This window comes from Pseudomonas sp. ICMP 460, from assembly GCF_002723595.1.
GTDB lineage: Bacteria > Pseudomonadota > Gammaproteobacteria > Pseudomonadales > Pseudomonadaceae > Aquipseudomonas > Aquipseudomonas kitaguniensis.
Genome location: NZ_LKBR01000013.1, coordinates 28,206 through 45,851, shown reverse-complemented (window position 1 = coordinate 45,851; position 17,646 = coordinate 28,206). Strand labels below are relative to the sequence as shown.

Sequence of the window (17,646 nt, the reverse complement as noted above, 5' to 3'; positions counted from 1 at the left end):
AAAAAGCGAGCAAGTCTACACCCCACGACGGGGCAGGACAAAACTCAGCAAAAACAGGGCGGCGGCCGCGACTACAATCGACGGCCCGGCCGGAGTGTCCTTGAACCAGGACAACGCCAGGCCCCCGCACACTGCCAGCATCCCCAAAAAGCTCGCGCCAATCGCCATTTGCTCGGGTGAGCGAGCGTGGCGCTGGGCAGCGGCGGCGGGAATAATCAGCAGCGACGTGATCAACAATACGCCGACAATCTTCATCGCGACAGCAATCACCACGGCGATCAACAGCATCAGGGTCATGCGCAGCGCCGGTACGGGCAAACCTTCCACCGTGGCCAGCTCTTCATGCACGGTGATCGCCAGCAGCGGCCGCCACAGGGTCACGAGCAACACCAGCACGGCCGCACTGCCGCCCAAGATCCACGCAAGGTCGGTGGGGCTGATCGCGAGTAAATCGCCAAACAGGTAGGCCATCAGGTCGATGCGCACTTCATGCATGAAGCTCAGCACCACCAGCCCGAGGGACAAGGTGCTCGGCGCGAGAATCCCCAGCAGTGTGTCGGAGGCCAGCGGCTGGCGCTGTTGCAGGGTGACCAGCAGCACCGCCAGCAACAGGCAGCCCACGGTGACGGCGATGGTCGGGCTCACATCCAGCAAAAAGCCCATGGCCACGCCAAGCAGCGCGGCGTGCGACAACGTGTCGCCAAAATAGGCCATGCGCCGCCATACCACAAACGAGCCCAACGGGCCTGCCACCAGTGCCAAAGCCAAGCCTGCCAGCAGGGCGTAGAACAGAAAATCAGCCATGCTTGCAGTCGGCTCCATGCGTGTGGGTAGGCGGCGTTTGGCGGTCGTCGACCACCGCGCCATGCAGGTCATGGGCGTGGTCGTGATGGTGATGATAAATCGCCAGGCTTTGCGCGTTCTTGCCGAACAGCTCGACGAAGGCCGGGTCGCTGCTCACCTGTTCCGGGTGGCCGGAACAGCACACGTGGCGGTTCAGGCAGACCACCTGGTCGGTGGTGCTCATCACCAGGTGCAGGTCGTGGGAGACCATCAGCACGCCGCAGCCATGCCGGTCGCGCAGCCGTGTGATCAGGCTGTACAGCTCGGCCTGGCCCGCGACATCGACGCCTTGCACCGGCTCATCAAGCACCAGCAATTCGGGCTCGCGCAACAGGGCGCGGGCCAGCAGTACGCGCTGCATTTCGCCGCCGGAGATGCTTTGTACCGGGCTGTCGATCACCTGTTCGGCGCCGACTTCCTTCAGCGCGGCCTGCGCGCGCGGGCGGTCGACACCGGGCACCAGGCGCAGAAAGCGCAGCACCGACAGCGGCAAGGTCGGGTCCACGTGGAGTTTTTGCGGCATGTAACCAACGCGCAGCTTGGGCTTGCGCCACACGCTGCCGGTGTCGGGCTTGAGCAAACCGAGTACGGCGCGCACCAGGGTGGTTTTGCCGGCGCCATTCGGGCCGATCAGGGTGACGATTTGCCCAGGCTTCACGCTCAGGGCGATGTTATCCAGCACGTTTTGCCCGGCGAACGTGACCCCAACCTGCTCCAGGCGGATTAACGCGTTGCTCATCAAGCCCCCTGGCAGCCCGAGCACAGGCCGACAACTTCGACCGTTTGCCCTTCGACCTTGAAGCCGACCTCGGCAGAACTCTTGATAATCGCGTCGCTGATGCTTTTTTGTTCAAGCTCGATGGCGGCATGGCACTCGCGGCAAATCAGGAACTGGCCCTGATGTGCGTGTTCCGGGTGGTTACAGCCGACAAACGCGTTGAGCGAGGCGATGCGGTGGACCAAGCCGTTTTCGAGCAGAAAATCCAGCGCGCGGTACACGGTGGGCGGCGCGGCGCGGCGGCCGTCCTGCTCGCTGAGTACGCCGAGAATGTCGTAGGCACCCAGCGGCTTGTGGCTCTGCCACACCAGTTCCAGCACCCGGCGACGCAAGGCGGTCAGGCGCAAGCCCTTCTGCGCGCACAGGGTGTCGGCCTCTGACAGTGCGGTGTGCACGCAGTGGGAGTGGTCGTGGGGACGGCTGGCAAGCGGTGTTTTAGGCATGAGCGGCGACAGACATTTGATAGAGACGTTATTATGTTACCCGTTCCTACGTCATTGAGTGGTCATCGTGTCCCGACTTTTTCCCGTTTTTGTCGTATTTGTCACCAGTTTGTTCATCGCAGGCGCCGCTCAGGCCGAGGTCAAGGTGCTGACCAGCATCAAGCCGTTGCAGTTGATCGCCGCCGCTGTGCAGGACGGCGTGGCGGTTCCAGAGGTGCTGTTGCCACCTGGCGCCTCGCCGCATAACTATGCGTTGCGCCCATCCGACGTACGGCGCGTGCAATCGGTAGACCTGCTGTATTGGATCGGCCCGGACATGGAGACTTTCCTGCCGCGCGTGCTCAAGGGGCGTAGCTTGCCGACCGTGGCCGTGCAGGACCTTGCCGGAATGAAGCTGCGCCGCTTCGCCGACGATGGCCTCTCGCACGCCGATGATGGGGACGAACATGACCACGACCACCGCCCAGGCAGCCTGGACGCGCATTTGTGGTTGTCGACGGTGAATGCCCGCGTGATCGCTGCGCGCATGGCGGCAGACCTGAGTACTGCCGACCCGGCCAATACCGCGCGTTACGCCAGCAACGTGAAGGCCTTCGATGAGCGTTTGGATGCGTTGGATGCGCGCTTGAAAGCGCGTTTGGCGAAAGTCGGCGACAAGCCTTACTTCGTGTTCCACGAGGCGTTCGACTACTTTGAAGACGCTTATGGGCTCAAGCACACCGGCGTGTTCAGTGTTGCCGCCGAAGTACAGCCAGGCGCCCAGCACGTGGCGGCGATGCGTACGCGGTTGCAGGAAGTCGGCAAGACCTGCGTGTTCAGCGAGCCGCCATTGCGCCCGCGTCTGGCCGAGACGCTGGTCGCCGGTTTGCCGGTGAAATTGGCGGAACTGGATGCGCTGGGCGGTTACACCAAGGCCACCGCGCAAGGTTACGAGCAGGTGCTGGAGAAGTTGGGGAATGACCTGGCCGGGTGCCTGGAGTCGCTCTGACAACCGAGCTTGTTGCTACCACTTTAAAAAGCCGCCGCAATCCCCCTCCCTCTGGCCTGGACGCGGGCCTGTGGCGAGCGGGCTTGCTCGCGTTGGGCTGCGAAGCAGCCCCAAAACCAGGCGCTGAGGAGTGCCTGAAGCACCGCACTCCTCATTAAAAGGGGCTGCTTCGCAACCCAACGCGAGCAAGCCCGCTCGCCACAACAGCTCTGAGCCCCGTTTTTAGAGTGCAAACGGCAGGTGGATCGTGACCTGCTGACGCTGCGCCAAGCGATGCTCAAACTCCGCCGGGTCATGAATCAACACATCCTGCCCGGCGAATGACTCGGCAGCGATCAGGCGCGATAGCCAGAACCGCACGCACGCTACGCGCAGCAAGGTCGGCCACAGCTGCGCTTCCTTGGCTGTAAACGGTCGCAGCCCTGCGTACGCGCCCAGCAAGGCACGCGCGCGTTGCCCGTCGATTACGCCATCGGCGTCCGAACACCAGTCATTCAGCGCGATTGCCACGTCATACAGCATTGGGCCTGAGCAGGCGTTGTAGAAGTCGATCAGGCCTGTCAGGTGGGTGCCTTCGAACATCGCGTTGTCGCGAAACAGGTCGCCGTGAACGTTCGCGCGTGGCAGGGCCAGGATGTCGGCCTTGTGGGCTTCGATCTCGGTCAATGCAGCGTGCAGCAGGCGCTGTTGGGCGTCGTTCAGGTGCGAAATCAGCTGCGTACCTTCAGCGAGCATCCAATCGAGCCCGCGGTCGGTCTTGCGCTGCAGCATCTTGTCACCTTGGGTGGCCAAGTGCAGATGGCCGAGCAGGTCGCCGACCTGAGCGCAATGCTGCGCGTTGGCGTGCTTGATGTGCTTGCCGGCCAGGCGCGGTTGCAGCAGCGCGGGTTTGCCCGCCAGCGTGCGCAGCGCCACGCCGTCGGTGGTGCGCAGGGCGTAAGGCACCGGCAGATCAGCCTCGTGGAGCACGTCGAGCAACTCGATGAAGAACGGCATTTCCGCTACGGGGCCGCGCTCAACCAGTGTCAGCACGAACTCGCCCTGCTCCATGCTGATAAAGAAATTGGTGTTTTCGCTACCGGCGGCAATCCCCTGGAAATCGAGCAGGCGGCCGAGCCCGTAAGGGGCGAGAAAGGTTTCCAGCTCGGGCCGAGCCAGCGGGGTGAACACAGACATGGTTAAAACTGCCAGTACGGGCGCCGCAGTACACGGCGCCAATTGAAGTTAAGAAATCATTTCCATTCGAAGATCTTCCATGACGGAATCAGCATATCCGGCTGGTCGGAACGGATGAAGTTTGCATCGGTTCCGTCCGCGCGCACCAGAAAATACGGCGGCGCACCCTTTACGGTGACTTTGATTGCGTACAGGAAGCCGTTTTGGCGGTACTCCTGGATGGTTCTGTCGCCCTCGGTACGGATCGTGACTTCCGGGTCGCCCGTGGGCGCGCTGTCGGCTGCCAGGGCGGCCAACGGCAAGAGTGCAATCAAGCCGGTCAACAACAGGCTATTTACGGTGCGCATGATAACCTTGTCCCTTTGTCGTCAATGGTCCGGCTATTCTAGCGCCTGACCCGCCGAAAAGGTTGATCCTGCTCATGAGCCAAGCCCCCCTCGTCCTGGTGGACGGTTCTTCATATCTGTACCGCGCCTTTCATGCGCTGCCACCGCTGACTACCTCCAAAGGCCTGCCGACCGGTGCGGTCAAGGGCGTGTTGAACATGCTCAAAAGCCTGCGCAGGCAGTACCCGGACAGCCCGTTCGCGGTGGTGTTCGACGCCAAAGGCGGGACCTTTCGCGATGACATGTACGCCGAATACAAGGCCAACCGCCCAAGCATGCCCGATGACATGCGCCTGCAAATCGAGCCGCTGCACCAAAGCGTAATCGCCCTGGGCTTCCCGCTGTTGTGCGTCGAAGGCGTAGAGGCCGATGACGTGATCGGCACTCTGGCCCGCAGCAGTGCGGCTGCCGACCGGCCGGTGGTGATTTCTACCGGTGACAAGGACATGGCGCAGTTGGTGGATGGGCACATCACCTTGGTCAATACCATGACCGGTAGCGCGATGGACATCGAGGGCGTGAAGGAGAAATTTGGCGTCGCCCCGGAGCAGATCATCGATTACCTGGCGTTGATGGGCGATTCGTCCGACAACATCCCAGGCGTTCCGGGCATTGGTCCGAAGACCGCTTCCGGCCTGTTGGTCGGCGTGAACGGCGGCCTCAAAGAGCTTTATGAGCAGTTGGATATCGTGCCGACCTTGCCGATTCGCGGGGCCAAGACCCTGCCGGCCAAGCTGGCAGAGCACAAAGAGATGGCGTTTCTGTCGTATCAGTTGGCGACGATCAAGATCGATGTGCCGCTGGACGTCGGCCTGGACGATTTACACCTGATCGAGCCGGATCGCGAAAAACTGCTGGAGCTGTACACGCTGCTGGAGTTCAAGAGCTGGTACGACGAGATTCAGCGCGACACCAAGCGCGTCGAACTCAAGGCTTCGACCGAGCGCGCGCCTGCTGCCGAAGAGGTTGTTGAGTCGGCACCTGCCGAGACGGCCTACACCACCATCCTCGACCAGGCGACCTTCGACCGCTGGCTGCAAAAGCTCAACGACGCGAAGTTGTTCGCTTTCGACACCGAAACCACCGGGATCGACGCACAACAGGCGCAATTGGTCGGGGTTTCGTTTGCCGTACAGCCGCACGAAGCGGCCTACATCCCGCTGACGCATTCCTACCTCGATGCGCCGCAGCAGCTCGACCGCGACAGCGTGTTGCTGGCGCTCAAGCCCTTGCTGGAAGACCCGAGCAAGCTAAAGGTTGGCCAGCACGCCAAGTTCGACATGAACATCCTGGCCAACTGCGCCATCGGCGGCGACCCGGCGAACGGCATCACCGTGCGCGGCATTGCGTTCGACACGATGCTTGAATCCTACGTGCTGAATTCAACCGCTACCCGCCACGACATGGACAGCCTGGCGAAGAAGTACCTGGACTATGACACTGTCAGCTTCCAGGACATTGCCGGCAAAGGCGCCAAGCAGCTGACGTTCGATAAAATCCCGCTTGAGCAGGCTGGCCCGTACGCGGCTGAAGATGCAGACGTAACGCTGCGCCTGCACCAGGCGTTGCACGCGCAACTTGCCGCCATACCGGCGCTGGCGAGTGTGCTGACCGACATCGAAATACCCTTGGTGCCGGTGCTGGCGCGGATCGAGCGTCAGGGCGCGCTGGTGGATAAAGAGCTGTTGGGCATCCAGAGTATCGAGCTGGGTAACAAGATGGTCGAGCTGGAGCGCCAGGCATTCGAGATCGCCGGTGAGGCGTTCAACCTGGGCTCGCCCAAGCAGCTCGGGGCGATTCTCTACGAAAAACTCGGCTTGCCGGTGCTGAAAAAGACCGGCAAGGGCCAGGCCTCGACGGCTGAGGAAGTGCTGGCCAAGTTGGCCGAAGACGATTTCCTGTTGCCCAAGGTGCTGATGCAGTACCGCAGCATGAGCAAGCTGAAAAGCACCTACACCGACCGCCTGCCGGAGCAGATCAATTCGCGCACCGGGCGCATTCACACCTCGTATCATCAGGCGGTAACGGCGACTGGGCGGTTGTCTTCCAGCGATCCGAACCTGCAGAACATCCCGGTGCGCACCGCCGAAGGTCGGCGCATTCGCCAAGCGTTTGTCGCGCCCAAGGGTTACAAACTGCTGGCCGCGGACTATTCGCAGATCGAACTGCGGATCATGGCGCACTTGTCCAAGGACGAGGGCCTGATGAATGCGTTCCGCAACGAATTGGACGTGCATACCGCCACGGCGGCCGAAGTGTTCAAGGTTGAGCTGGCTGAGGTCACGTCCAATCAACGACGCAGCGCCAAGGCGATCAACTTTGGCCTGATCTACGGCATGGGGGCGCAAAAGCTCGGCAAAGACATCGGCGTGGATACCAAGACCGCCAAGGCCTACATAGACGTGTACTTTGCGCGCTACCCAGGCGTTCGCGAGTACATGGAGCGCACGCGCGCCCAAGCGGCCGATCAAGGCTACGTAGAAACCTTCTTCGGGCGCCGGTTGTATGTGCCGGACATCAATTCCAACAAGCCTCAAGAGCGAGCCGCCGCAGAACGCACGGCGATTAACGCGCCGATGCAGGGCACGGCGGCTGACATCATCAAGAAAGCCATGGTGTTGGTGGATAACTGGCTGACCGAGTCTGGCCTGGATGCCAAGGTCATCCTGCAAGTGCACGATGAACTGGTGCTAGAGGTGCGTGAAGACCTGGTCGCAGAGGTCAGCGCGAAAATCCGCGAGCACATGAGCGCCGCGGCGCAGTTGGATGTGCCCTTGGTGGTGGACGTGGGCGTGGGCGATAACTGGGACGAAGCGCACTGATTTCGCGGCTCCGCCACCCCCGTGCGGGGCGGCGGACTGCTTTCAATCAGGCGTCGCCAGCAGATGTTTCAAATAGTTTTTCAGCCTGCCGGAACTTAACCCGTGAAATGCGACTCAGAGGTACTGAATGGGTGGTGAAGCCCTTCAATGCTCCTATGTTGTGTTAAGTGTTGGCAGATATCCGGACCCCGCCCTAACGGTCCGGAACTTGAACCCCGAACTTCCTCTCCCCATATGAAGTCCGGGGTTTTTTTTGCCCGGCAAAACGTTATTCGGCGATTTCGGCGCCCTTGTCGGCCAATTCCATCCAGCCCGCCAGCACGGTGTAAGCGTCTTCGAGGCCCAAGCGTTTTGGCGCCGAGAACAGCTGGATGGTGATCGTGTCACCCCAACCTTTACGGATCTCGGCCTGTACTTTTAGCAGCGTGTTCTTGGCCGCGCCGTAGGTCAGCTTGTCGGCTTTTGTGAGTAAAATATGCATCGGCATGCCGCTGGCGACCGCCCAGTCGAGCATCAGCAAGTCGAAGTCGGTCATTGGATGACGGATGTCCATCATCAGAATCAAACCTTTCAAACTCTCCCGACCACCCAGGTAAGCCTCCAGGTGACGCTGCCAGTGCAGCTTCAGCGGGATAGGTACTTTTGCGTAACCGTAGCCCGGCAGGTCGACCAGACGCCGATCATCGTCCAGCTTGAAAAAGTTAAGCAGTTGCGTGCGGCCCGGGGTTTTTGAGGTGCGCGCCAGGCTGGCGTGGGTCAGGGTGTTCAGTGCGCTGGACTTGCCGGCGTTGGAACGACCGGCAAAGGCCACTTCAAAGCCTTCGTCATCGGGGCATTGGTCAACTTTGGCGGCGCTGAGCATGAACGTGGACTGTTGGCACAGGCCGAGGATGGGATTCTTGAGTTGCATGAGATTTCCGATGTGGGCGGTGCCGAAAAAGGGTGCGGCAAGCGGTGTCGTTTCCGTTTCAGTAGCGCCAGTATATAATGCCGCAGATTTTGTGTGTGCTTTGTCCCAGCGAAGGATGAAGTTCACGGGAGCGAAATACCTTCATTGCGCATTAGAACGCAAAACGCTCTCAAACCCTGAAAAGGTCGATGTATGACCAGATGGTTGCTCGCTGTCGGTGTCCTGATTCCGCTTTACGGCGCTCAGGCTACACAGGATCCGGAGGCGGTGTACAACCGAGTTTGCGTGGCTTGCCATGCCGGCCAACTGCCCAGCGCGCCCAAACGGGGTGATGAGGCAGCTTGGGCGCCCACACTGGCGCAGGGCATGGGCACGCTGATGCAACACGTGACTGAGGGTTTCAAGGCAATGCCGACGCGTGGTTTGTGCATGGACTGCAGTACTGAGGATTACCAGGCCGTCATTCATTTGATGGTGAGTAAACCCGGTAGATGACTCTTAAACCCTTAGCCGTAGTTGGATTAGCTGATGAACAAACTGATCGTGAGTCTGCTGTTGACCGTGGGCATGGCAGGTGTTGCCCATGCTGCAGGCGACGCCACCGCAGGCCAGGCGAAAGCCGCCGTGTGTGGCGCTTGCCATGGACCGGATGGCAACAGCCCGGTACCGAACTTCCCCAAACTGGCTGGCCAAGGTGAGCGTTACCTGACCAAGCAGATGCACGACATCAAGGACGGCAAGCGCGCGGTGCTGGAAATGACCGGCTTGCTGACCAACCTCAGCGATCAGGACTTGGCGGATATTGCCGCCTATTTTGCCAGCCAGACGGGCAGCGTGGGCGCCGCCGACCCGAAACAAGTGGCCCGCGGTGAAGAACTGTTCCGTGGCGGCAACCTCGAAAAAGGCATGCCTGCGTGCATCGGTTGCCACTCGCCCAACGGCGCAGGCCTTGCCGCTGCGGGTTTTCCGCACTTGAGCGGGCAACATGCGCAGTATACCGCCAAGCAGCTGACGGACTTCCGTGAAGGCAATCGAACCAACGATGGCGACGCCAAAATCATGCAAAGCATCGCGGGCAAGTTAAGCAACAAGGACATCGAAGCGGTTTCCCAGTACATCCAGGGCCTGCACTAATCGCAACCGCACGTTAACGCTCGATTAATCCGTCGATGCAAGCATAAAAAGGGTGGCTTGGGCCGCCCTTTTTTGTGGCCGGTGCCGTTACACTAACGAACTGATGCCCGCGTAGACCTGTCACAACAAAGGTCCCGCGAGGCGAATTTATTTGTCCAGGAGTAAAGCATGCGTAATCTGATTCTCAGCGCCGCTCTCGTCACTGCCAGCCTCTTCGGCATGACCGCGCAAGCTGCCGATGTGCCGCTTGAAGCCGGTAAAACTTACGTCGAATTGGCCAACCCGGTTCCGGTTTCGGTACCCGGCAAGATCGAAGTTGTAGAGCTGTTCTGGTACGGCTGCCCGCATTGCTACGCGTTTGAGCCAACGATCAATCCATGGGTCGAAAAACTGCCTGCGGACGTCAACTTCAGGCGCCTCCCGGCCATGTTCGGCGGCCCATGGGATGCCCACGGCCAATTGTTCCTGACCCTGGAAGCCATGGGTGTGGAGCACAAGGTGCATAACGCTGTATTTGAAGCCATCCAGAAGCAAGGCAAGCGCCTGACCAAACCTGACGAAATGGCTGACTTCGTCGCCACCCAAGGCGTGGATAAGGACAAGTTCCTGGCCACCTTCAATTCCTTCGCTATTCAGGGCCAGATCAAACAGGCCAAGGAACTCGCCCAGAAGTATGGCGTGCAAGGCGTACCGACCCTGATCGTCAACGGCAAATACCGTTTCGACCTGGGCACTACCGGTGGTCCTGAAGCCACCCTCAATGTAGCCGACCAACTGATCGCCAAAGAGCGCGCAGCCAAGTAAGGGGGCTCGCCATGCGCCGCTGGGGTACTGAACGCGTTGTTGGCCTGCATGACCCGCAGGTCAATGAACATCATCTGGAATCCACAGGCCTGCCGGCAGACAGCCGTTTGCGCCTGCTCAGCTTCAATATCCAGGTAGGTATCAGTACCGAGAAGTACCGGCACTACCTCACCCGTGGCTGGCAGCACTTGCTGCCTCACAACGGGCGGGCCGGTAACCTGCAGAAAATCGGCAACCTGCTGAACGACTTCGACCTGGTCGCCTTGCAGGAAGCCGACGGCGGCAGCATGCGCTCCGGTTACGTCAACCAGGTGGAGCACCTGGCGCACCTCGGAGCGTTCCCGTACTGGTATCAGCAACTCAATCGCAACCTTGGGCGCCTGGCGCAGCACAGCAATGGTGTGCTCAGCCGCTTGAAGCCGACCGCCATCGAAGACCACCCGTTACCCGGCCCCAAGGGGCGCGGGGCTATTCTCGTGCGTTTCGGCGAAGGCCCGGAAGCCTTGGTGGTAGTCATGATGCACCTGGCGCTTGGGGGTAAGACGCGCAACCTGCAGCTTGCCTACGTGCGTGAATTGATTGGCAACTATAAACATCAGGTGTTGATGGGTGACATGAACACCCATGCCAACGACCTGTTGCAGAATTCCCCGTTGCGCGACCTCGGTTTACTCGCGCCGCAAGTCGAAGCCACTTTTCCCAGTTGGCGCCCGCAGCGCTGTCTGGACCATATTCTGCTCAGCCCCACACTCACGCTTGAAAGCGTGCAGGTGCTGGCGCAGCCCATTTCCGATCACCTGCCGGTCGCGGTAGAGATTCGTCTGCCGGGTTCGCTTACGGCTGATGCATTACCCGCGTTGAGCCCAGGCCCTCGCGGACCCCTTGCATGAGCGACGACGCCCAGCGCTGGAAAGAGAAATACCTGAAAAGCGTTGAGCAGCAAGACAAGCTCGAGCGCCGCTGGGCTGCCCGCCTCGACCTGCTGCGCCGAGGGTTGGTGCGCAGCACGCTCGCCGCGGAAGGGACCGACCGCGCCGTTGACCAGTGCATGAAGGAAATGCGCGACGTGGTGCGCACAGACGATATGGACGCCGCCCTCGCCGCGCTGCTGCCACGCCTGGAAAAAGCCGTGCTCGACTCGGAGCAGCGCCGCGAAACCCGGGTTGACCAGACCAGCACCGCCCTCACCGCCCTGGTCGCGCAGTTGCAGAAGTTGCCTCTGCCGCGTGAGGTGGCCCGTCCGCTCAAGGCCTTTGCCAAGCAGCTTGATGGCCGAGTCGGTCAGGCGCGGGAAATCCCGCTGTTGCTCAGTGAGCTGAGCAGCTTGCAGGAGCAGGCATTGAATAACCTGGAGCCGGAGGGCGAAACCGCGCGCTCTGGTCCGGGTTTGCTGCAGCGCCTTTTTGGTTCAAAGGATGTCCCAAGCGACACGCAGGTGCTCGAAGCCACGCCGCAGCCTGTGCCTGAGCCGGCTGCGCCGAAGCCCGCGGCGCCCCAACCGGCACCTGAGCCTGAACAGCCCGCGCAATCTGAAGAACTGACAAACGCCCTGCGTGCGTTCGCGCCCGTGCCGCCGACACCGGCCGCCGCGCCGCCCGAGCCTGTTGCGCCAGCCAGCACGGCAGAAGTCGCCGGCGAGTCGTTTGTCTTCGAGGCGCCGGCTTCAGCCCAGCCGATCACCACGCCTGTTGAAGCCGCCGAGCCCAAGACGCTTGAGCCAGCGGTTGAGGAAGACGCTCCCGAAAGCGCCCTCGCCGCCTTTATCGAAGCGCCAGAGGCTCAGGTTGCGACGCCGGATCACACCGCCATCGGCAGCCTGTCACTGCCGCCCGTACTCGACGACGCTGAGCTTGACCTTGATGAGCTGCAGTCGGATGGCATCTACGCGTTGCCCGACTCGCCAGAACCGTCGTATAGCTCGGTCGCCAAGCACATCGAGAGTACGTTGCTTGGGCTGCTGGAAGATTTGTCGCTGCCCGAGCACCATCTGCCCCAGGCGGAATCAATGCGCGAGCGCCTCGCCAATGGCTTGAACTGGTACGAACTGCTGCCGATCCTTGATGACCTGGCGGTGCTGATGCTGGCGATTACCGACAGCGGCCAGCATGAATTCGAGGCCTACCTCAAGCAGCTCAATGAACGCCTTGAGGCATTCCAGGGCCATTTGCAGGTGGCCAGCGACGGCCACGCCGACAGCCGTTCGGCAGCGCGCGAGCTGGACACGCAAATTCGTGAACAAGTCGATGGCCTGCAAAGCAGTGTGCAGGAAGCGGCTGACCTGGGCAGCCTCAAGCAGGTGTTGGAAAGCCACCTTGAAGGCCTGCTTGGCACCATGGACCAACACCAGCAGCAGCGTGACCAGCGCGAGCAAGAAGTGGCGGCGCGCTTGAAAAGCCTGGCCGAGCGCGTGTCGAGCATGGAGCAGGAAGCTCAGGGCTATCGCGAGCATTTGGAAGTACAGCGCCAGAAGGCGTTGATCGATCCGCTCACTGGTTTGCCTAACCGTGCGGCCTGGAGCGAGCGCCTCGACCATGAAGTGAATAGCTGGCATCAGCGTGGCAGTAACCTGTCGTTGGCGATGCTGGACCTCGACCACTTCAAGCGTATTAACGACAACTATGGCCACTTGGCGGGCGACAAGGTACTCAAGATCATCGCCAATGTGCTGCGCAAGCGCCTGCGCACTACCGACTTTATCGCGCGTTTCGGCGGTGAAGAGTTTGTGTTGCTGATGCCTGACTCAGCGTTGGCGGATGCGCTGGACGTGGGTGAAGTGCTGCGCGCGGCCATCGAGGCGTGCCCGTTTCACTTCAAAGGCGAGCGGGTAACCATCACAGTGTGCATGGGCGTGGCGCAGTTTCAGCCGGGTGAGCGCAGTGAGTTGGCGCTAAAGCGCGCCGATGAGGCGTTGTATCGCGCCAAGGCTGCCGGACGTAACCAGGTGCAGGCGGCGTAAAAAATGTTCTATTTTGTAATTTGAACGCCGCGCCTCAATCGGTACGTTACACTGTTGCATTATCGTCTTTAGCGTAATGCCTGCCGCCATGAAATCCTTGTACCTCGCCTTCGTATTCGTCCTGCTCGCCGGCTGCGCCAGCGGCCCGCGTCTGGACACCCGCCACCCTTCAGTGAACCACGACAACCGCGTGCAGTTTGTTGTGGTCCATTACACCTCGACCAATCTTGAGCGCTCGCTGGCACTGTTGACCCACGGTCAGGTCAGCAGCCATTACCTGATCGGCGACGACGGCTCCGGCACCATTTACAAGCTGGTGGATGAGAGCCAGCGCGCCTGGCACGCAGGCGAAAGCGAATGGATGGGGCGCACTTGGCTCAACTCCAGTTCCATTGGCATCGAAATCGTCAACCCAGGGTATCTCGATACGCCGACGGGGCGTGTTTGGTATCCGTATTCCGAGGCGCAGGTGCAGTCACTGGTGGTGTTGCTCAAGGACATCATCAAGCGCAATGGTATCGAACCCAAGAACATCATCGGCCACAGCGACATCGCGCCGCTGCGCAAGCTCGATCCTGGCCCGTTGTTTCCGTGGAAGCGTTTGGCCGCTGAAGGTTTGGGGGTTTGGCCTGACGCGCAGGCGGTAGCGCGCTTCCAGGTGCAGTACAGCACCCATCTGCCGAGCGTCACCTGGTTCCAGGAAGAGTTGGCGCGCCTGGGCTACCAGACACCGCAGACCGGTGAGCTGGATGTCGCCACGCGGCATGTGATTGCAGCGTTCCAGATGCACTTTCGGCCATCGCTGTTTGATGGCACGCCGGATGCAGAAAGTGCCGCGATACTGAGCGCGCTAAACCGCCGCTGATACTTACAACGGCAACGCCATGTAGAACTGCGTACCTTGCCCCGGCCGCGAATACACGCCCATGCGGCCGCCATGCAATTGCACAATCTCTTTGCACAACGCCAGGCCCAGGCCGGCGCCGCCTTTTTTGCGGCCCACTTGCACAAAGGGTTCAAAGATCCGCCCTTGCTGCCCGTAGGCAATACCTTCGCCATTGTCCTCGACGCTGATAATCACGCGCTCGCCATGCCGGCGCGCCTGCAGGCGAATCTGCCCGCCCTCGGCGGTATGCCGCAAAGCGTTGCCCAACAGGTTGTCGAGCACGCGCTCAAGTTGAGCTTGATCGGCATGCAGAGTCGGCAAGTCAGATTGCGCCTCCACCAGCAGCTCGACGTTCTGCGCATTCGCCGGCTCCACAAATCGGGCACGTGCGTGCGCCAGCAGGTCGGTGACATCACAGGGGCCGAGCGTGAGTTTTTGCAGGCCATTCTGGTAGCGTGAAAAGTTCAGCAGGTCGTTGATCAGTTGCATCAGACGCTGCATTTCTTCATTAACCGTATCCAGCAGGTCTGCTTCACGAGAGTCTGCGGGGAATTTGGCCCGCTCGCGGAACAAGCCGAAGGCCATGTGCATGCCGGTCACGGGCGTGCGTAACTCGTGGGAGGCGCGCAATACAAATTCGCTGCGCACCCGTTCGAACGCGCGCTGCTCGGTGACGTCATGCAGCACCATGACTGCACCGAGGATATGCCCTTGCGTATGGCTCACGGGCGTCAGGCTGTAGGTCAGCAGGCGCAATTCGCCTTCAACTTCCACTTCCAGGTCTTCCGGTGCGAGCTCAAGGTTGCCGCCGCGCAGCACCAGTTGCAGTTGTTCGTCCATTTCCGGGCGACCGAGGGCTTCACCCAAACCCTGGCCCAAACGTGCCTCATCCCAGCCTAACTGGCGCTGTGCAACCGGGTTAAGGTGTTCCAGGCGGCCTTGGCGATCAATCATCAACAGGCCATCGTCGATGCTGTCGAGTACCGCTTGCAGGCGCTGCTGGCCCGCCAGCAACTCGTCGACGTTGGTTGCCTGATGCTGGCGCAACGCTTCGGCCATGATGCCGAAGCGGCGGGTCAGCTGATTCATTTCGGCTGCCGATGAGATGGGCAGGGTCACTTCAAAATCGCCCTGGCCAATCTTGTCTGCCGCTTTGGCCAAGGCTTCTATCGGTGCACCAAAACGCCGAGCGATGCCGTGTGCGGTGACAAAACCGATCAGCAATACCGCCAAACCAACCAGCCCCAGCAGGCCGGCAATCAACAGCGCGCGGTCACGGGATTTGTGTTCGCTGGTGTTGATGTTCTCCAGGGCGCGTTTGTGTTCGGCGATCAGGCCATTGCGCAATGCATTGAAGCTTTGGGTCAGCTTTTGGTTTTTATTGGCCGCCATGGAGCTTTGTTGGGCTTCGTCGAATGCCTTGAGAAAACTCAGGTAATCGACGCGAGCCTGGCTGAACCCGTTGATTCTGCCGTCTTGCTGTTCATGCGCAACGCCTTCATCGAGCAAGGCGAAGTATTCCTGTTTCGAGCTTTGCAGCGCCTCGGGGTCGGGTTTTTCCTCCAGCATCAGGATCAACTGGTCCCCGAGGGTCTGGCGCAACTTCAGGCCCAGGTCCAGGGTGATAAAGTTGCTGCGGATCAGCGACTCCTGGCTTTTCGCCATTTGCATAACGCTGACGAGGCCCAGAATCAGGCCCAGCAGGGCGACGGTGATCAGCGCTGAGATACTCAAGAACAGCCGAGTGCGCAGTTTCATCGCTAGCTTCATAGGGTACAGCTCACAAATTGTACTGTTTGCGTTTGCGGTACAGGGTCGACGCGTCGATGCCGAGGGTCCGGGCCGCTTGGTCCAGGGTGTCGCTGGTGGCAAGTACGGCGCCGATATGGGCTTTCTCCAGCTCGTCCAGGCTCAGCGCTGCACCGATACGTGGGGCGTTGTTGGTCGGTTGTTCGGCCATCCCGAGGTGGCTGATTTCGACTTTTTCCTGTGGGCAGATAATGCTGGCCCGCTCAACCACGTTGCGCAGCTCACGGATATTGCCCGGCCATCGATAATTGAGCAGTGCTTCACGTGCGTCATCGCTGAAACCGCGAGCGGGTCGGGCGTATTCCTTGACGAAGCGCGCCAGGAACCGGTCCGCCAGGGTCAGGATGTCTTCACTGCGCTCGCGCAGGGGCGGCAAGTGCAAGGTGATAACGTTGAGACGGTACAGCAAGTCTTCCCGGAAGCGGCCTTCGCGCACCATGTCTTCCAGGTTCAGGTTGGTCGCCGCCAGGATGCGCACATCGGCACGCCGGGTCACCGGGTCGCCGACGCGCTCGTATTCTTTGTCCTGGATGAAACGCAGCAACTTGGGTTGCAACGTGAGGGGGAAGTCGCCGATCTCGTCGAGAAACAGCGTACCCCCATCCGCTTGGTTGACTCGGCCCAAGGTGCTTTCGCTGGCCCCGGTGAAAGCGCCGCGGCTGTGGCCGAACAACTCACTTTCCATCAGCTCTGCCGTCAGCGACGGGCAGTTGATGGTCACGCAGGATTTTTTCGAGCGTTTGCTCCACCCGTGGATGGCCCGTGCCAATTCACCTTTACCGGTACCGGACTCGCCGAGAATCAAGATGTTGGCGTCGGTGCCGGCGACTTGGCGTGCGGTTTCCAGCACCACCATCATGGCTGGGCTGTGGGAGTCGAGGCCGTCTTTGGATTGGCGAACCGCGCCTTCCAGCGCTTCCAGGCGCGCCGAAAGCTGGCGCACTTCCAACTGTTTGGCAGTGGCCAGGCGCAATTGGTCGGGGCTGCAAGGCTTGACCAGGTAGTCGGCAGCGCCCGCCTGGATTGCATCAACCGCGGTGTCCACGGCGGAATGCGCGGTCACGATCACCACGCGCATCCACGGCGCCTGAATGCGCATTTGGGCCAATACATCCAGGCCGTTGTCTTCGCCCAGGCGCAAGTCCAGGAAGCACAGGTCAAACACCTGGCGCTGCATCAATGCGTCAGCTTGGGCGGCGCTGTTGGCGGTGGCTACGGTGTAGCCCTCGTCTTCCAGGCAATAACGGAAGGTGCGAAGGATCGCGGATTCGTCATCCACTAAAAGAATGCGGCCTTGAAGTTCCTTGGCTGATTCCATGTGTCCCGCGCTCCTTAACTGTGAGTAGTGATGGTGCTTAGTCCCGGAATAATCGGGCAAGTTGCATGGTTTATTCTGATTGATAAAAGGCTTCTTCGCGCAGGTATCTGCGCCCTCTCCTACAAACGCACCTTTTTAAGGCGTTTTACCGATTTTTCGCCGGTTCTTTTCCCTTGGGCAACTCGCCAAGCGCTTTTGATCCCTTGGTCTGCGCAGTGACCATCGTGCATTTCGCACGGCCTGGATAGGGCCATCGTGCAGGATGCTGGGCTCGTCGTCGGTGTTTAATTCGTAAGTGCATGATTTTGCTGTGTTTTATTTTGTAAAAAACCTGGCATGCGCTCTGCAATATCCCTCTCAACAGTGTCATGAACGAATAATCAGAATGCGGGA

16 protein-coding genes are annotated in these 17,646 nt (G+C 60.5%); 8 read left to right on the top strand and 8 right to left on the bottom strand.

Features of this window, described 5'->3' with window-relative positions:
• Window positions 1-15 precede the first annotated feature (15 nt).
• The 3 genes from znuB to zur are packed head-to-tail and all read right to left on the bottom strand — an operon-like array spanning window position 16 to window position 2,064.
• On the bottom strand, window positions 16-804 hold the full coding sequence (gene znuB / locus AO240_RS10845; protein WP_099236541.1) for a zinc ABC transporter permease subunit ZnuB: 789 nt from the start codon (window positions 802-804) through the stop codon (window positions 16-18).
• A complete protein-coding gene (znuC, locus tag AO240_RS10840; RefSeq protein ID WP_099236540.1) occupies window positions 797-1,582 on the bottom strand; it encodes a zinc ABC transporter ATP-binding protein ZnuC in 786 nt (261 codons plus the stop codon). Before znuC ends, znuB begins: the two co-directional genes overlap by 8 nt.
• Window positions 1,582-2,064: a zinc uptake transcriptional repressor Zur gene (gene zur, locus AO240_RS10835; RefSeq protein WP_058413897.1), complete on the bottom strand. Its 483-nt coding sequence runs from the start codon at window positions 2,062-2,064 to the stop codon at window positions 1,582-1,584. Before zur ends, znuC begins: the two co-directional genes overlap by 1 nt.
• Before the next feature lie 58 nt (window positions 2,065-2,122).
• Between zur and AO240_RS10830 the strand changes: the two genes are divergently transcribed.
• Entirely contained in the window at window positions 2,123-3,052 is a 930-nt protein-coding gene (locus tag AO240_RS10830; RefSeq protein WP_099236539.1) for a zinc ABC transporter substrate-binding protein, read from the top strand.
• A gap of 222 nt (window positions 3,053-3,274) precedes the next feature.
• On the opposite strand, the gene AO240_RS10825 is transcribed toward AO240_RS10830, so the two are convergent.
• Window positions 3,275-4,228, bottom strand: a complete 954-nt coding sequence (locus tag AO240_RS10825) for a homoserine kinase (protein ID WP_099236538.1) — start codon at window positions 4,226-4,228, stop codon at window positions 3,275-3,277.
• A 56-nt stretch (window positions 4,229-4,284) separates the two neighbouring features.
• Window positions 4,285-4,575, bottom strand: a complete 291-nt coding sequence (locus tag AO240_RS10820; protein ID WP_099236537.1) for a DUF2782 domain-containing protein — start codon at window positions 4,573-4,575, stop codon at window positions 4,285-4,287.
• Window positions 4,576-4,649: 74 nt separating this feature from the next.
• Here AO240_RS10820 and polA point away from each other — a divergent pair, with 74 nt between their 5' ends.
• Window positions 4,650-7,436, top strand: a complete 2,787-nt coding sequence (gene polA, locus AO240_RS10815; protein WP_099236536.1) for a DNA polymerase I — start codon at window positions 4,650-4,652, stop codon at window positions 7,434-7,436.
• Between the two features lie 268 nt (window positions 7,437-7,704).
• Here the strand turns inward: polA and yihA are convergent, their stop codons facing one another.
• Window positions 7,705-8,346 carry a ribosome biogenesis GTP-binding protein YihA/YsxC gene (gene yihA / locus AO240_RS10810; RefSeq protein ID WP_048721487.1) on the bottom strand — a complete coding sequence of 214 codons (642 nt, stop codon included), beginning with the start codon at window positions 8,344-8,346 and terminating at the stop codon, window positions 7,705-7,707.
• 192 nt (window positions 8,347-8,538) lie between these two features.
• Between yihA and AO240_RS10805 the strand changes: the two genes are divergently transcribed.
• From AO240_RS10805 to AO240_RS10780, 6 genes are all read left to right on the top strand, one after another.
• Window positions 8,539-8,841 (top strand): cytochrome c5 family protein, encoded by a 303-nt coding sequence (locus AO240_RS10805; RefSeq protein ID WP_099236535.1) that lies wholly within the window; start codon window positions 8,539-8,541, stop codon window positions 8,839-8,841.
• Between the two features lie 33 nt (window positions 8,842-8,874).
• The gene (locus AO240_RS10800; protein ID WP_099236534.1) at window positions 8,875-9,480 is read left to right on the top strand and encodes a cytochrome c; all 606 of its coding nucleotides are present in this window, start codon (window positions 8,875-8,877) and stop codon (window positions 9,478-9,480) included.
• 168 nt (window positions 9,481-9,648) lie between these two features.
• The gene (dsbA, locus tag AO240_RS10795) at window positions 9,649-10,284 is read left to right on the top strand and encodes a thiol:disulfide interchange protein DsbA (protein WP_099236533.1); all 636 of its coding nucleotides are present in this window, start codon (window positions 9,649-9,651) and stop codon (window positions 10,282-10,284) included.
• A gap of 11 nt (window positions 10,285-10,295) precedes the next feature.
• Window positions 10,296-11,174: an endonuclease/exonuclease/phosphatase family protein gene (locus AO240_RS10790; protein ID WP_099236532.1), complete on the top strand. Its 879-nt coding sequence runs from the start codon at window positions 10,296-10,298 to the stop codon at window positions 11,172-11,174.
• On the top strand, window positions 11,171-13,240 hold the full coding sequence (locus AO240_RS10785) for a GGDEF domain-containing protein (protein WP_099236531.1): 2,070 nt from the start codon (window positions 11,171-11,173) through the stop codon (window positions 13,238-13,240). Before AO240_RS10790 ends, AO240_RS10785 begins: the two co-directional genes overlap by 4 nt.
• 88 nt (window positions 13,241-13,328) lie before the next feature.
• Window positions 13,329-14,105, top strand: coding sequence for an N-acetylmuramoyl-L-alanine amidase (locus AO240_RS10780; RefSeq protein ID WP_099236530.1), 777 nt, complete (start codon window positions 13,329-13,331; stop codon window positions 14,103-14,105).
• A 3-nt stretch (window positions 14,106-14,108) separates the two neighbouring features.
• Here the strand turns inward: AO240_RS10780 and AO240_RS10775 are convergent, their stop codons facing one another.
• Together AO240_RS10775 and algB are read right to left on the bottom strand one after the other, a co-directional pair.
• On the bottom strand, window positions 14,109-15,896 hold the full coding sequence (locus tag AO240_RS10775; protein WP_099236529.1) for a KinB sensor domain-containing domain: 1,788 nt from the start codon (window positions 15,894-15,896) through the stop codon (window positions 14,109-14,111).
• Between the two features lie 10 nt (window positions 15,897-15,906).
• On the bottom strand, window positions 15,907-17,253 hold the full coding sequence (algB, locus tag AO240_RS10770; protein WP_058413909.1) for a sigma-54-dependent response regulator transcription factor AlgB: 1,347 nt from the start codon (window positions 17,251-17,253) through the stop codon (window positions 15,907-15,909).
• Between the last annotated feature and the right edge of the window lie 393 nt (window positions 17,254-17,646).